Here is a 15,598-nt window from a genome sequence, read left to right as displayed (position 1 = left end):
AATTCAAAAGAGCATGAAGACGGGGTTTATTTTTGTTCATGGTCTGGTGACTTGAAATAATGCTAAAGAAGAATTTTGATAAAGCAATTTAAGATCGGGCATTTTTCGCCACCCATTTGGGGAGATCTCCTGTCTCACAATTAAATAATCCACGTTTTCTTGCTTTAAGAACTGTAACCTTTCTTTCTCGCTCAAATCTCCTCGATAGAATTTTTCCACCTGTTGTTTCAATTCAATTGCCCGGAGGCTCTCAGGACCATGACCAATAATCACTCGCACCGGAACATGAGCAGGCAACAAATTCGAAAGGTCCCAATCGGCTAAAACCACAGATGACCGTGGCACCATATCCCGCATTGTCTTAAAAAGATCCTGTTCATCCGCACTGAAGTATAAAGGTGGAGAGGGATTCAGCAGAGTGATTATCCCGCCGCCCACCAAAATGAGGGATGGAATCATGCTCAGTCCTAGCCAGATCTTTGCCAGAGAACGAGGGAATCCTGAGAGGATAGAAAAACCAGCCACAGCCAGAATGGAGAGGGCAACGAATACCCCTTCCGGTAAGCGCCTCTGTAAATTATAGGGCACATAGGCAAGAACAGGGAAAAACAATGCCCAGAAAATCAATAACCGTTTGGAGACATCTGATTGGCGCAACCATTTCCATGTCCCCACCAAGGATAAGGGCAGCAATATCCCATATGCCAGAAGATAATCCCCGATTGGGGGCGAAAGGATAATATTTTGTTTTTCCCACTGCTTCAAGAAAGGATCTAATCGGAAAGAGACAAACGTGTAGATCACAAAAGGAGATGAAGCCAGGACAGCGCCTGATGCCCGTTTTGCCCAGAAACTAAAAGAGGAATGAAGAGGATTATTTTTTTGCAGGAGAGAATAAAGAAATTCAGCAAACAGGTGAATGGCTAAAACAGCCCATCCAACGACAATTGTGAAGGGTTGCATCAAACCGGTGAGATTCCAGATTACCCCAGCCTTCCATCCTCCCCAAAAAGATTCCTCGCGATGGGCATGAAGATAATCTGTCAAGCCCCAAAACAGGAAACCTCGCGCCCAGAGCAAATGGGGAATAGCCAGGAAAGAGAGGAAACCAAAAGTTTCCGGTGAATAAAATTCCAGAGGAAGCCCCCCCTGCCAGAAAGAAGATAATCCAAATACGTAGAGAAATCCCAGTCCTCCGCCAAGAGTGGCTAAAACTACAGCAAATAATCGGTAGCGACATTCGGAGAAATAGAGAGAAACGAATCGGTCAGTTGCCCAGATGCAGAATATCACCCCGGCAATTCGAAACAGATGAAACAAAGCAACCAGTTGACTGTACTGTCCGGGAGGGGAAGTCAGTTTTCCTAACAGGATATAGGGGAAAAACGCCAGGAAGCCTCTTTGAGGGTATGCCGTATAGGGGGTACGAAACAACCAGTCCCCTGCAGCACCCAGCAACATTTTTGCCAGGTATGAGTGTCCATCCTCGGCGGCAATTAACAACCCGGTGTAACGCCACTGTTCATCCTGGCGCAGATAGCCCACCAGGTATGGAAGACTGGTCAATAAAATAACAATGAATGCAAAGGAAAAGATGTTTCGACGTTTCATATCAATCATCAACACGTTTCTGCTTGAACCACAGAACAGCCAGCCCTCCCCAGGAAAGCACACTCACCAGGATCCCCCAGTACCCTTTTTGTGGATGATATTCCATTCGAACCTGATGAGTGCCAGCAGGTATCAGAACAGATCGCAAGATTCCATAGGCTGGAGTGATTTCAACCGGTTTTCCATCCACAAAGGCACGCCAGCCCGGATAATCCAGTTCTGCAAACACTAAACGCCCCTGTCCCACCCGGCGAACTTCAAGAGTGTTGGCTGTATAAACAACTTCAGACACAGGAATGGTTTCCTGTCCCTGTTCCAGCCATGCCATGCCCACAAAAAATGGGTTTTGATAAACCCTTGTTGAGCCGATGGTTGTCACAAGATTCGTTTCCGCACCCACGAGATCAAAGTCAGCCAGCACATACTTAACCCCTACCAGAGCAAGTTGTTGAAAATCGGGCTTGTAAAAACGATTATCCAGCGCCGGCTCTCCTGTTTCAAAAGGAGGCAGGGTAACACTGTACCCTCTGGAGGGAACCCCGGTGGCTTTTTCCATAAATTGCTGGTATGACGCCAGTATGAGAGGATCGACCCCATCCGCCAGTTCAATTCCGTAAAGAGCGGCAGTTTGCTGTGGAAGGCTATACGAAGGCGAGTAAGTGCGAAAATTACCCATTTCTCGCTTTTGCGCTGTCAACCAGCGAGCCACTTCTGCATTTTGAGCGAGTACCTCTCCTGCCGGGAGTATTTTTGCCCCAAAAGCGATAACCAGTAAGTTGCAAAGCAGCGGCACTCCCCAAAAAATGCTCATAGAATTCTTGAATGAAAAGCCTTTCGCAACCAGTATCCTGAGCCATACATAAGCCAGGAAAAAAGATACACTACCTGTCCACAATCGAGGGATCCACTCCCCGGTCATGACCCCGGTTCCAAAAGCCAGTAACAGGAGAAACGTCGTAACGGCAACTCCAGCCAGTTTCATGGACGGCGCTATTCGCGGAGGAACTTCTAACCATTGAGAGACCGTCAATGAGCCTAACAAGATCCAGGAAAACTGGGTGATCAGAAGCATCCTTGCCGGTACCCGTAACACTCCTAACCCGAGCCAGTGATACAGTTCCCCCAGCCCCGGCACAGTATCACCCAGGGCAAAGACAATCCCAGTTATGGAAAGAATCCACCAAAACACATTTTCTTTTCTTTTCCACGAAGCCAGTGGAAGCAGTACCAGCACAACAGCCCCCGGATAAATTACCCATTCGGGACTGCCGCCCAGATCCGGTATGAACAGCCCCCAGAGGTGGTCAAGAGGAAAAGAAAAAACCAGATTTTCGCTTGTGCTCATCAGCGCCCGTGTAGAGAGACGGGTGTACTCACTCAAGGGCAACCAGACTGAAGCGGCAAGAAGAAGCCCACCTGTACCTTCCAAAATGAATCTGAATAAATCTTTCCAGCATTTTTCGGCAATAAGCACCCTGAACAGAACGTACCCACCCCATGCCAGACCAACAGGGAGAACCATCCGCAGATCCGCAAGTGCAATCAACCCCCAAAATAAAGCAGACAAGCCAATGATACGTCCTCTCACCCTGATAGAGCGGTCAACAGCCCAGAAAAGCCAAGGCATCCAGCAAAGAGCAAATACCAGAGTAATATGCCCGGCGAGGAAGTGAGCCCAAAGTCGAGGCATGGTTTGAAACAACAACCCACCAAAAATTGCTGCCGGGTAGGGCAAATGTTTTTCCTCCAAAAACTTCACCATTCCTACCCCGCCAAGGAATAGATGGAAGGCAGTCACCAGATATAAACCTGCAGGTTGAGGAAACAGCAAGCCCCACCAGGAAGGAAAATAGAAGAGACCTGATAATGGATTGGCAGAAAACGGATACCCGCTCAAAATCAAACGAGACCATAAGGGAATTTCCCCCATGGTAGAAAGGGATGTCTGGATCCAGAGTGCATTGGGTAAATGACTGATCACCAGGTCACTATAGGAAGACTGTGCTGGAAAGAAAACACCCCATAACCCAGGAATCAATCCCAGTAATGGAATCGCCAGAAGCCAAACTTTGTGAGTCAAACGCCTCATTTTTCTACACGAAATATTCGCACATTTTCTGTTTGATAAACCATCCTGCCAACAGATGGATTCCTGCCCTGTAAAAGCGCTTCTTCTCGTGGACCAATTAACAGATACTGGATATTAAACTGGCGGAAAAACACATCAGTTTCTGCTGCTGTCATCTCCCCAAGGAAAAATTTTTCCACCCATTGCTTGCTTTCGTCCGAGCGCACCGTCTCAAAGGGATGTCCATAAACCACTCTCAACCCTGTCCATGCGGGAATCATTAATCCCGTTTGAGGAGCGGCTAAGATCACAGCATTTTTGGGAAGATTTTGCTCCATCCAGTGGAAAGCACGCACCTCATCAGGGTACAAATACACACTGGCGTCTTTCTGGAAGACAGCGCCGATTGTGGACAGTACAACCAGTAAAGGTGTGAAAAAAGAAGTTATCCACACCACGCGCCATACCCATTTTTTTAGAACAGAGCGCGATCCCAACCACGCACTCACCCCATATCCCGCTAAAACCCCAACCGGGATATACAATCCGGTCATGAATCGCCGCTGTAAATTGAAAGGGAAATAAATCAATACCATTGCCCCAAGGACCCATCCTGCAACCACAATGAAAGGAAAATCTTTGCGCTGAAATGCGCGCCTTCCCCCCAGCACAGCCAGGATGACAGCAGGCGAAAGCGAGACCAGCAAATCCCACAAAGGCAAGGCTGAAGTGACATTTTGCTCATTCCACAGTCTCAAAACCGGATGGGATGAAATCAACCCATATTGCCAGAACAACACCAGCAATCCGGGAACAACTGGAATAAAACGAACCCATGGTATCCAATTCTGTTGAAACAAACCCTGAACCAGGAAACGTATACCGAGCCATAACCCTAAGATGACCACTCCAAATGGTTGAATAAACCCCAGAGTCAGACTGATAATACTCAAGCCTAACGCATTGAGGGGATTGAAGGGCATCGTTGAAATCTTATCACCCCACAAAATCAAAGCCAGCCCCAGTGAAAAATGAGGAGCAGCAAACATGGATAGAAACGGGTAGGTTTCCGCCACCCAGAAATCTCCCGTCAGAAAACCGCTGGTAAGAGCAACCAGCCACCCCAATCCACCTCCCAGCGCCAGGAGCCAGAACACCCTTTGCGCATCTGGAGATTTCTCCTTAAAGGTGCGTTGGAGAAAATCCCAAAGCATGAAAAGCAGGAATGCCGAGGAAAGGAAACGGGTTATGCCATACATCACAGGGAGAGAAAGATGAAAAATTCTTGCCAGGTGTCCCAAAAACAAATAAAACAGAAAAAGAGGTACCGGTTCACCAGGATTCGAGGTAAATGGCAGAGTAAACCCCCACGAACCCTCCCAACCCTGTCGCATTTTGGCAAGGTACGAAAATCCATCCTGCGGATTGAACAGGAAACCCGAGAAAACAAAATCTCCCTGTAACAACCATCCGAGGACATAGGGAAAGAAAACGATCACAAGAACAATGACGATTGTAGTGAGTGACATTTTTGTCTTCATAGGCGGTATACTAATTATACGGTCAAACTTTTTCGCCTTCTTTCAAAAAACTTGCGGTTGCGTTCAACCCAACCTATAATGGTCGTATGAACCAGAGTGCTCATCTCTACCGACTCCAGCAAATTGATTCCCAACTGGATCAAATTCATGCCCGCTTAAAACAAATTGAAAAAATGCTCTCCGAAGACTCGCGCATTTTGGACGCCCGGAAGAAACTGGAAGAAACTCATCGCCAGTTAGAAAAATCCCGGTTTCGACTTCACAATGCCGAAGAACTCGTTCGACAGCACACCATCAAAATAGAACAAACCACATCTACTCTGTACAGTGGCAGTGTCCGGAACCCTAAAGAACTACAAGATCTCGAAAAAGAACTGGCTTCTCTGAAAAAGCATTTAGAAACGCTGGAAGATCAACAACTGGAAGCCATGATGGCTGTTGAGCAAAACGAACTGCTCGAGAAAGAGGCTTCTGAAGCATATCAAAAAACCCTCGGGCAGGTCATTTCTGAACAGGCGGGGTTATCAGGCGAGCGGGAGCAGTTAGAAAAAACCAAATCTCGATTAGAGACAGAACGCCAGGCTATTTGCGCCTCCATCCGATCCGAAAATCTTCAAATCTACGAACAACTGCGGTCACAGAAAAAAGGTGTAGCCGTGACACTCGTAGAAGAGAATTCCTGTTCTGCGTGTGGTGCTACCATTCGGGCATCCGAGGTACAAGCCGCGCGGATGCAACCGCATCTCATTTTCTGCAATTCCTGTGGACGAATCTTGTATTCAGGGTGATGTTTCATGGGCGCGTTTTCGAGAATTGATCTCACCTCCTTTCTCCTTGGTTTTGTTGCCGCAAGCGTCTTCTGGTGGTTAATCGGACGACTTCGCCCATTAATTCCACCACTCATCAATCGAATCAAGAAATTCATTCAGGATATTCGAGAAAGAAATCTCGAAGTTGCCAACCAGTTCCTTCAGAAAGACACCTTACAACGCGCTCAACGGATGCATCTTGCCTCGGCACTGTTTCCTCTGGATGAAATTCTCATTCCTCCCACAGTGCTGGCTCCGCCGGTATCTGCCCTGGAAAAACATCCTACGGCACCCGACTCCATTGCCAGTCAAATTATCCCCTACACCCCAGACTGGCCCGAATTGAGCGCCAACTATCCGGTAGAAACACTCACCCTCGAAGAGGCAATCTCAGGACATCCTTTGATTGCTATCGTTGGCGAACCGGGTAGTGGCAAAAGCGTGGCACTGGCACATCTTGCCTGTCAACTGGTGCGAAACGAAGTAACAGAAAACTCTCTGAAAGGACTTTCACCATTCTATTTTCATATCAGGGAGATCGAGATCTTTGAAGAGGTGTCAGAGCCTTTAAAACCGGTTTTATCGTTCTTCCAGGGACGGCTACCGGTTGTCCTACGTCCCCGTTTCCATCAATTTCTGACTGACCGGTTCAATTCGGGGCGAGCCATTCTGCTGATTGATGGAGTGGATGAACTTTCTCAGGAAGAACTCCCTCTTTTTAACCAATACATTCATTTGCTCAAAACGAAATACCCCAACTTGCGGATTATGCTAGCCGCTTCCCCAGCATATCTGAATGGGTTAATTGAGAGCGGCTTCCAGGTACTCGCCTTGTCCGCCTGGGGAGTTCAAAAACGAGAGCAATTCCTTGAAAAGTGGTGTGAAGCCTGGGAGCGATGGATTGCACCGGAGATACAAAAAAGAGGAGAGGCTCAACCTGTTGCTACTTTTCTACTCAAGAACTGGCTCAGGGGAGAAAAAAGTTATCTTTCTCCGCTTGAATGGACACTCCGAATCTGGCTGGCTTTCACCGGTGAAATACAATCTTCTCAAAAAGTTCAGGTTCTCCGTACTTTCCTGAATCGGTTTATCCAGGGGAATATCACCTATCAAATTCTGGAGGTAATTGCCAGCGAATATCTGCTGAGGAAAACCAGCGCTTTGCCCTATCGAGACCTGGAAAAAACGATTGCGCAGATCACCGGTCCACGCCCTGACGAACTGGCACAAATCGTCTCCGAAACCCAACAAAAGCGACAGAAAAAGAAGCGCGATATTATTCTTTCGCCTTCTGAACAGGTGCTGGAAAGCCTGCTAGCGGAGGGGCTTCTTCGAGAGTACCCGGGTGAAAAGTTATGCATCGTCAACCCACTCTTTACTGGTTTTCTTGCAGGCGGCCGATTTACTCCGATGGATTTACCCCAGTTGTGGACCCAGAACCAGTGGGAAATAGCCCGCCAGACAGTGCGTTACCTCATCGTTCGAAACGCCAATTCTATTGATGCGCTAACCCTTTTATCCGGTGATGACTCTACCCTGAAAAGCCACTTCTTCCTTCTGGCACGCTGGCTTCCTGATATTTCTACCACTGCACCGTGGCGATCCAACCTGTTTAAACAAATGGTGCAATATTTACAGGACGAAAATTTGCCAGAAGGGTTGAGAGCCAGGGTTGTTGCAGCATTTGTCCATTCTGGAGATCCATCCATAGCGCGTTTGTTCAAATCCCTGTTTTCATCGCCCTCCCCCGTCATGAAACGGCTTAGCCTCCTGGGGGCTGGTGCATCGGGAGATACAACGCTCGTTCCAGATATCCTGCCATTCCTCGCCGACCCATCTGAAGAAGTCAGATTGACCGCTTGCTTATCCTTAAGCGCCATCCCCTCAGAAAGCGCACAAAGCGCAATTGCCGAAACCTTGATGCATGGGGATGAAATGATGCGTCAGGCAGCGGCAGAGGCTCTGGCTCATCATCCTCAAGAAGGGAAGGAAATTATCCAACAAGCCCTCAAAGTGTCTGATTTGTTGACCCGTCGAGCCGCGGTTCTGGCGCTTCTTCAATTTAGAGAAGAGTGGGCAAAACAACTTGCAGAACGGGTTGCAGTGGAAGATGGGCAATGGGTGGTTCGGAATGTTGCATCTCAGGTTGCCGAAGTTCTTGCCCAAAAGAATCCAAGAATACCAAATCCTGTTCCGCCTCCATGGGAGTCTTCCTGGCTGATCAGTTTTGCCGCCAAGCGGGGTATTGGCGTTACCCCCAATGTCCCGCCAATTGAATTACTGCTAGAAGCGCTTCGCTCCAGTTCCGTGGAGGATCAAAAAGCCGCTATGGAATATGCCCGCATGTATCCTGATAAACAAATCCAGACAGAAGTTTACCGTCTTTCACAAAGCATGGATCGATCGGTTCAGGATATGGCTTTTTCGGTGCTCTGGATCTGGAATTTGTGGGGAGTGTTATCTGTTTGAGTTAAATCAAAAAAAGCCCCAGAGTTGGGGCTTTTTTGATTTAACTCAAATGCTGGAGGATCCTCGCCTGTACAGTCGGGGCATCCAGGTTCAAGATGGTGACAATTTTATCTCGCCCTGTTTCTCCCGCCACAATTTCCAGTGAAGACTTTGGTACATCCAGCACTTCCGAGAGAAAATCAATCAAGGCTTGATTGGCTTTTCCTTCTACCGGGGGAGCGGTCAGGCGAATTTTTATGGTGCCGTCATCTAGAATTTCGTAAATTTCATTTTTACTCGCACGAGGTGTAACCCGTACGGTAATTGCCGCACCTGTCATCCCATCATGCAAACGGAATTCACGTTTTGCCTTGGTCATTTCACTACCCCAATGAAGAAATCAAAGAAATCAAAAGCGTTTCGATTACCTGAATCAAAATAATCAAAATCAGGGGGCTGAAGTCAAACCCACCCATAGCAGGGAGCACTCGCCGAATCGGAGCATAAAGGGGGTTCAAGACTCTTCCCAGTGTCTCTCTGACGGGATGGAAAGGAGAAAGGAAAAAGGATAACAATGCATCAATGATGATGAGAACACTCAAAATCTGTGCAACACTTTGAATTAATGTAATCAGTATTCCTGTCATATGCAATCAATTATACTGTTTTTTGTCTTCTCGGACCCAAGATTGCCGTTCCAATCCTGATAATGGTTGCACCTTCTTGCACCGCCACCGGATAATCCACGCTGGTTCCCATCGAGAGTTCATCCCAGCAAGCCTGTGGGAATTTCTTTTTCAACAAATCCTGCACCTGGCGCAATTTTACAAAATAAGGACGGCTTTCTTCCATATGCTCAAACAGAGGTGGCATGGTCATCAAACCTCTAATGGACAAGAATGGCAGAGAAAGAATTTTTTCTACTTCATTTTCCAGAAGAGAAAGCGTCTCCTGATTCCAGGCAGGAAAACCAAATTTACTCTCCTCACCGCTGACGTTCAGTTCCAGCAGGACAGGCAAGCACCTTTGGGCTTCCTGTGCCAGACGGTTTAACTTCTCTGCAATCTCCACGCGATCAATGGTTTCCATAACATCAAAATGCTGAACCACAATCCGCGCTTTCCGGCTCTGCAGGTGTCCAATCATGTGCCATTCAAGAAATGGATGATCCCGAAAGGCTAAAATTTTAGGCAGGGCTTCTTCTGGATAATTCTCCCCAAAAAGCGTAATTCCGGCTTGAATCGCCGCCTGAATGATTTCAACCGGTTGGGTTTTGGTCACCACAAGAATACGAACACTCTCTGGGGTTCGCCCTACGTGAAGCGCTGATTGGGCAACCTGTTCTTTTACCTGTTGATACCTGTTGCGAATTTGCTGTACCAAAGCGTCCATATTCATTTCAAGGTAATCATTGCGGCAAAACGCCCTGTTTTTCCCATTTCTGCCCGGTGCGAATACCAGTCCTCGGTATGTTCAGCAGTACAAATCTCCACCGTTTGAATATGGTGAGGCAATACCCCTGCCTGTGTCAAAATGATCTCATTTGCCCGCCAGAGGTCTAGAGAAATAATACCATTTTCCTGATACAAGATTTCCGAAGAATCATCCCCCATTGCAACTTTTACCGCGCGAACTACTTCACTGCCCACCGCGTAATGTTCAGGGCATATGGATGGGCCAATCACCGCCAGCAAGTCTTCGGGTTGAGTATGGAACGCCTGACTCATCGCTGTCACACATTCAGACGCCACTTTTGCAACCGTCCCTTTCCAACCGGCGTGGGCGATTCCAACGGCATGATGCCTGGGATCATAAAGGAGTACAGGTACACAGTCCGCAAACATCATCAACAGGACAACATCCGGATGATCCGTAATCATAGCATCTGCCTGTTCGTGAAGTTCTCCCACCTGCCGGGGCTTGCGTGTATAAATGACCCGGTTGCTATGAACCTGCCAGACGTCAAAGATCCCTCTTGGCGTTGATGTAAGGGCCTGTAGCGCTCGAGCGCGATTCTCCAAAACGTTTTCTCGGGTGTCCCCCACACTTGTTGCCATGTTAAGACTTGCCCACGGATGGGGACTGACCCCTCCATGACGGGTGAAAAACCCATGCAGGATTGGTTCCGAGTCCATTATGTCGGCTGTGAGGAAGCGCACTTCACCGGAGGTTACAAACTTCATTTTGAATCTCCCGATTCCCGCACAGGAATCTGAGCCGCTCGTTCCATTTTTCGAGTCAACAACGCATAAGTATCCCGCATGGTTTCTTCGATCAACGGGTAAAGGTACCAGACAGTCATCAAACCAAACAACCCGCCTGTTAGAGTTCTCAAGAAGGGTGTGCTTTCCCTCAGGGGTAACCATGCAGGCATACTGGGCACCAGACCAAATAATTGCGAGGTTCCATCAATTCCAATAGGAACAAGCCCCAGAATTACCCATAAATACCATGGAATGCCCTTGATTTGTCTTCCTTTCAGGGCAAACACCAATCCAAAACCCAGCATGGAAAGATAAATGGCAATATCCCGCTGGCACAAAGCAATTTTATAACCCACGTTTTCATTTCCAACGAAGTTGCGGGCTTCAAATAAATTATCAATGCCGATGGCTTGCTCATAACTCTTCAAGCCTGAAATTCCCGATAATTCTCGAGGGTAGTAAGCCTGTGGACCAAATAAGAACCATGATCGAAAAGGCAATTGATGACAGGTGAATGAATAAAAACGATAAAGAACCGATGCTGTCCGTTCATGCCCGTTTTTCATTAAGACAGGAGCCAGAAAAGGCAAGCCAACGTACAGAAAAATGAGCAGATTGAAAACATGGATATAGTTTTTCGTGAGCCAGAGAGAAAAGCGATCTGCACGGGTAATTTTAATGCCTCGTTGAACTTTGTTTTCCCAGTCCTGCTGGTCAATTTTTTCCATCTGGGCCTGGCGGTCCTGAGCAGCCCCAATTGCCACACGAATCTGCACTTCATTGATGGTGCCAGCCAGACGGTACGGCCCAACTTGAATGGCAGGAACCTGTCCGCCAATGGAGCGCAACAAAGCCGGATCTTTTTGGGTCACATCAATCTTGATGACCTGAAAGGGAATTTCCGTTCTCAGTTTCTCCAGTAAGGTCTCTACCGCCTGACATTCCTTAGAGTCCGGCGCATAGTAAAAAGTCAATATAATCATGGGGAAACATCCAGAGTTTGTAAGTACTGTTCCAGCATTCGCGGCGTCAGAACCCCAATCCGTTGCGCGCGCAAGATACCTTTCTCATCAATAAAAAACGTGGTTGGATAAGCCTGTACATAATACTTTTCCGATACTTTCCCGGTTGGATCGAGAAACACCTGAAAAGTGATCTGGTTTTCATCAATAAATTTTTGTACTGTGGCTGCATCCTCCATATAATTTATCCCAATAAAAACCACATTCCCGTTTAAGTATTGGTGATAAGCCTCAAAAACCGGCATTTCTTCGTTGCATGGAGGACACCAGGTTGCCCAGAAATTCAGCACTACAGGTTTTCCTCGAAAATCACTCAGCCGATGGGTTTTCCCGTAAACATCTACCAGTTCAAAATCTGCCATCGGCTTTCCGGTGGTTGGAGGGGAAACCTTTTCCGCAGCACCTCGGGAAGGAGTGGAGATTAAAACCGCCATTCCAAGGATCAATCCAATGGCTAAACCAGCCCCGAGAAACAAGAGAGTTTTCCACTTCATAGCGCTTTATAACCCAAAGTCAACGAACGTTCCAAAACGAGACAACAAATTAAACACTCCAAAGAAGAGCATACCACCCACAATGATGAGGATGATGCCCATTCCGACTTCAACATAATGCATCACTTTTCCATAACGCTTCAGGATTCTGGTCACCCATCCGATACCCAGTGCGGCAACAAGAAACGGAATTGCCAGACCCGCCGAATACGCTGAGAGCAGAGATACACCCTGAGAAACAGAACCTCCGCTGAGGGCTAAAGTCAGAATCGCCCCCAAAACCGGTCCAACACATGGCGACCAACCCGCCGAGAAAAACACCCCCATCAATGCCGATGACAGGTAACTGCGAGATAAATCTTCTTTTGAGCGAGGGCGCAGGTCATACTCAAGAAATGGGATGCGGAGTAGCCCAGTCATGTGCAAACCAAAAATCATGACCAGAACCCCGCCGATTTTCGCAATCCAGGTGCGCAAATCATACAACAAACCGCCCAGAGCCGATACTGCTACCCCAAGCGTAATAAAGACCACACTGAAGCCCAGCACAAACGCTACCCCGTGAGAGAAGGTTACCCAACGTTCAGAGACCGGGGTGCTTTGAGCCGTAGCAACCGCGCGACCGCTAAGATACCCGATGTAAACGGGGACAAGGGAAAAAACGCAGGGAGAAAGAAAGGAGGCTAAACCAGCCAGAAACGCCAGACCTACCGTTACTTCCATTATGCCCTCTCTTATTCAACCACTTCGACGATTGTGCCAACGGGGGGCCAGTTCCTGGAAACATCCAGTTCTCCCGGAACCAGCGGAACCACCGGGTTTGTCCATCGGAAGATGAATTTTGCATCCTCAGGGCTTGCGTTAATACAACCATGAGATCGAGGAAGCCCAAAATCATTATGCCAGTAAGCGGCATGAACAGCCACCCCTTCTCCGGTGATGAAACACGTCCAGGGTACGGCAGTATAGTCTCCGGTGGTCTCACCGCTCATGTGTAGAGACATCAATTTTCGATAAATGGGGTGTGGTCCCAGAGGCGTTGACCATTTGTCTACGGGGTTTCCCTGGGCATCAAACTTTGCGCCTGTAGAAACACGGCAAAAATGGACTTCACGGTTTCCCTCAAAACATGAGAGGGTTTGACGGGTCACATTGACTATAATTTTCTTATTCTCCACCTCAGGAGAAATTGGCGCAACATCTTCAGCGGTGATAGGACGAAAGGCTTCGGCATCAGCCCAGAAGATATCGCCATAAGTCCCATATTTTTGATTCACCCGATATAGCGTTTTGCCCGAACTGCTCACCCGGATATCGTCAATCCACACCACCTGACTGTAATAAAGCCGGGGGTAGAGAGCGTTTTTGAGCGATGGGGTCCGAATAGGCGGATTGGCAATGATTAAATCTACATACGGCACGGTCACCTCAGCCCACATTCCCCGTTCTCCATTTACTTCGGGTAATTGAGAAAGGGGGGCATTTGGCAAATAATACACCGGTTGTAAGCGAGAAGCATAGATGTACCCATCGGGCGTCTCAACCCAGCGCCGGCTCCCATAGCCGGGCGATGCTCCAATCACCTCTCTCAACCAGATGACCACAGCATCATCAAAAATTACCCTGGTAATCTCAGCACTGGTATCAGGTTTGGCGCGAATATTCACCTTGCCCAGGCAAACCCGCCCCATTTTTTGTCCAATTGACCACTCTACCGAATTCTGGGAGGTGAATCGCAACGGTGCCATAGCCAAAGCGCCTGCTGTGAGCAGGCTCATTTGGAGAAACTCTCTTCGAGAAATCTTTAAAGGCTCTTTCATACCTGTACTCAAGAGTTAAAACTTAGATGCATTTTACCCGAAAAAAATTACATCCTCCACCGGACGTGCCCATAAAACCTGTTTGATACGTTCAATCTCGGGACCCCACCAGGCATCTCCAGCCTGATAAGGTACTTCAGAACGAATCAACTCGTAAAAATATCTCGTTCCGGCTCCCAATTGAGCCTGTGGGTACTGCCGTAAACGCAAATCCAAAGCCCTGGCGGCAGTATAGCACTCAATTGCCAGAACGTGAGCCGTATTTTCCAGAACTTTTCGAGCATGTCGTGCAGCGGTCATGGAATTGGCATTGTGATCTTCTTGCTCTCCAGAGGTGGGCAGGGAATGAACCGAATCGGGTGTTGCCAGCGTCTGATTTTCCAGAACCAGGGATGCGGCCGTGTATTGAGGCATCATCAAACCCGAATTCAACCCTGCGGCTTCAACCGTATCAACAAGCATAGGGGGTAACCCCCCGTTAAGTTTTCCATCTGTCAGTCGGAAAATCCTCCGCTCGGAGATTGCCGCCACTTCACTCATCGCAATAGCAAGATAATCCATCGCCATGCCAATGGGTTCACCGTGAAAATTTCCGCCGGAAAGGACATCGCCATCTTCAAACAGCAGGGGGTTATCTGTAGCCGCATTGATTTCTCGAGAGACAATTTCGCGAACAAATTCGAGCGTATCCCATGCCGCCCCAACCACTTGGGGCGCGCATCTCAAAGAATAAGCATCCTGAACCCGTCCCGCAAGATTGATCAGGGAACTGCCTTGAGTAAGGCTCAGAACTGCCTGCGCTACCTTTAACTGCCCGGGGTGTCCGCGCACCTGATGGATGCGAGGATCAAATGCGGCAGAACAACCCAGCAAGGCTTCCAAACTCATGGCAAGAGCCGCATGGGAGAGATGCAACCATTTTTCTGCATCACACACAGCCAGTGCCGCAACTGCCGCGCTGAAGGTTGCACCGTTATTCAGAGCAAGCCCTTCTTTGGGACCCAGTCTGATTCGGGGCAGTCCGGCAAGTTCCATGGCTTTTTTCCCCGACATTCTTTTGCCCGAGAAGTATGCCCACCCCGAATCGTCTTCTTCATCCTTCTCATCGGTTGTAAAGACCAGCGCCATGCTGGAGAGGGGCAGTAAATCTCCACTGGAGCCTAAAGAACCCTGAGAGGGAACAACAGGCGTCACCCCACGGTTGAGCATTTCCAGAAGGGTTTCCACAATTTCAAGGCGCACACCAGAATATCCCTTTGCGAGCGTGTTCGCTCGAATCAACATTGCAGCACGTACCACCTCTTCAGGGAAAGGCTCTCCTGTTCCTACCGCATGACTCAAGATCAGGTTCCGGCTCAAAATCGCCGAATCTTTGCGAGGAATGCGGCGCTCGGCAAAAATCCCAAAGCCAGTATTTATCCCATACACTGCCCGATCTGTTGCCACAATGTCATTCAGGCGACGATGTGAGTCTTGAATACGATTTACCGCCTCAGGACTTAAGACAACAGGCTCATGGAAACGCGCCACCCGTTCAACGTCTTTCAGGCTCAAGTGGTTTCCATCAATGGAAATGGTCAT

14 protein-coding genes are annotated in these 15,598 nt (G+C 48.3%); 2 read left to right on the top strand and 12 right to left on the bottom strand.

What is annotated here, in order from left to right:
* Positions 1 to 36: 36 nt before the first annotated feature.
* From LHF31_RS08770 to LHF31_RS08760, 3 genes are read right to left on the bottom strand one after another with little or no spacing between them, the layout of a single operon-like run.
* A complete protein-coding gene (locus LHF31_RS08770; protein WP_298008702.1) occupies positions 37 to 1,611 on the bottom strand; it encodes a hypothetical protein in 1,575 nt (524 codons plus the stop codon).
* 1 nt (position 1,612) lies between these two features.
* Positions 1,613 to 3,691 (bottom strand): YfhO family protein, encoded by a 2,079-nt coding sequence (locus LHF31_RS08765; protein ID WP_298008699.1) that lies wholly within the window; start codon positions 3,689 to 3,691, stop codon positions 1,613 to 1,615.
* 5 nt (positions 3,692 to 3,696) lie between these two features.
* Complete coding sequence (locus LHF31_RS08760; protein WP_298008697.1) at positions 3,697 to 5,208, bottom strand: hypothetical protein; 1,512 nt, start codon at positions 5,206 to 5,208, stop codon at positions 3,697 to 3,699.
* Between the two features lie 98 nt (positions 5,209 to 5,306).
* On the opposite strand from LHF31_RS08760, the gene LHF31_RS08755 reads away from it, so the two are divergent.
* Positions 5,307 to 6,008, top strand: coding sequence for a zinc ribbon domain-containing protein (locus tag LHF31_RS08755; protein ID WP_298008694.1), 702 nt, complete (start codon positions 5,307 to 5,309; stop codon positions 6,006 to 6,008).
* A gap of 6 nt (positions 6,009 to 6,014) precedes the next feature.
* Complete coding sequence (locus tag LHF31_RS08750) at positions 6,015 to 8,498, top strand: HEAT repeat domain-containing protein (protein ID WP_303774140.1); 2,484 nt, start codon at positions 6,015 to 6,017, stop codon at positions 8,496 to 8,498.
* Between the two features lie 40 nt (positions 8,499 to 8,538).
* Here the strand turns inward: LHF31_RS08750 and LHF31_RS08745 are convergent, their stop codons facing one another.
* The 9 genes from LHF31_RS08745 to hutH are packed head-to-tail and all read right to left on the bottom strand — an operon-like array spanning position 8,539 to position 15,598.
* Positions 8,539 to 8,856: a DUF167 domain-containing protein gene (locus LHF31_RS08745; protein ID WP_298008013.1), complete on the bottom strand. Its 318-nt coding sequence runs from the start codon at positions 8,854 to 8,856 to the stop codon at positions 8,539 to 8,541.
* Between the two features lie 4 nt (positions 8,857 to 8,860).
* A complete protein-coding gene (locus tag LHF31_RS14630) occupies positions 8,861 to 9,124 on the bottom strand; it encodes a YggT family protein (RefSeq protein WP_363324781.1) in 264 nt (87 codons plus the stop codon).
* Between the two features lie 10 nt (positions 9,125 to 9,134).
* Complete coding sequence (locus LHF31_RS08740; RefSeq protein WP_298008011.1) at positions 9,135 to 9,869, bottom strand: YggS family pyridoxal phosphate-dependent enzyme; 735 nt, start codon at positions 9,867 to 9,869, stop codon at positions 9,135 to 9,137.
* A 2-nt stretch (positions 9,870 to 9,871) separates the two neighbouring features.
* Positions 9,872 to 10,660, bottom strand: coding sequence for a peptidoglycan editing factor PgeF (gene pgeF, locus LHF31_RS08735; RefSeq protein ID WP_298008008.1), 789 nt, complete (start codon positions 10,658 to 10,660; stop codon positions 9,872 to 9,874).
* Positions 10,657 to 11,664: a DUF2085 domain-containing protein gene (locus tag LHF31_RS08730; RefSeq protein WP_303774139.1), complete on the bottom strand. Its 1,008-nt coding sequence runs from the start codon at positions 11,662 to 11,664 to the stop codon at positions 10,657 to 10,659. Before LHF31_RS08730 ends, pgeF begins: the two co-directional genes overlap by 4 nt.
* Entirely contained in the window at positions 11,661 to 12,197 is a 537-nt protein-coding gene (locus LHF31_RS08725; protein WP_303774138.1) for a TlpA disulfide reductase family protein, read from the bottom strand. Before LHF31_RS08725 ends, LHF31_RS08730 begins: the two co-directional genes overlap by 4 nt.
* A 6-nt stretch (positions 12,198 to 12,203) precedes the next feature.
* Complete coding sequence (locus LHF31_RS08720; RefSeq protein WP_303774137.1) at positions 12,204 to 12,920, bottom strand: cytochrome c biogenesis CcdA family protein; 717 nt, start codon at positions 12,918 to 12,920, stop codon at positions 12,204 to 12,206.
* Between the two features lie 11 nt (positions 12,921 to 12,931).
* Complete coding sequence (locus tag LHF31_RS08715) at positions 12,932 to 14,017, bottom strand: L,D-transpeptidase (RefSeq protein WP_303774136.1); 1,086 nt, start codon at positions 14,015 to 14,017, stop codon at positions 12,932 to 12,934.
* A gap of 33 nt (positions 14,018 to 14,050) precedes the next feature.
* A complete protein-coding gene (hutH, locus tag LHF31_RS08710; RefSeq protein ID WP_298010696.1) occupies positions 14,051 to 15,598 on the bottom strand; it encodes a histidine ammonia-lyase in 1,548 nt (515 codons plus the stop codon).

Source organism: Anaerolinea thermophila (assembly GCF_020723905.1).
In the GTDB taxonomy this organism is placed as follows: Bacteria; Chloroflexota; Anaerolineae; order Anaerolineales; family Anaerolineaceae; genus Anaerolinea; species Anaerolinea thermophila_A.
Note: the sequence above shows the minus strand (reverse complement) of the source record. Positions and strands in the feature narration are given on the sequence as shown.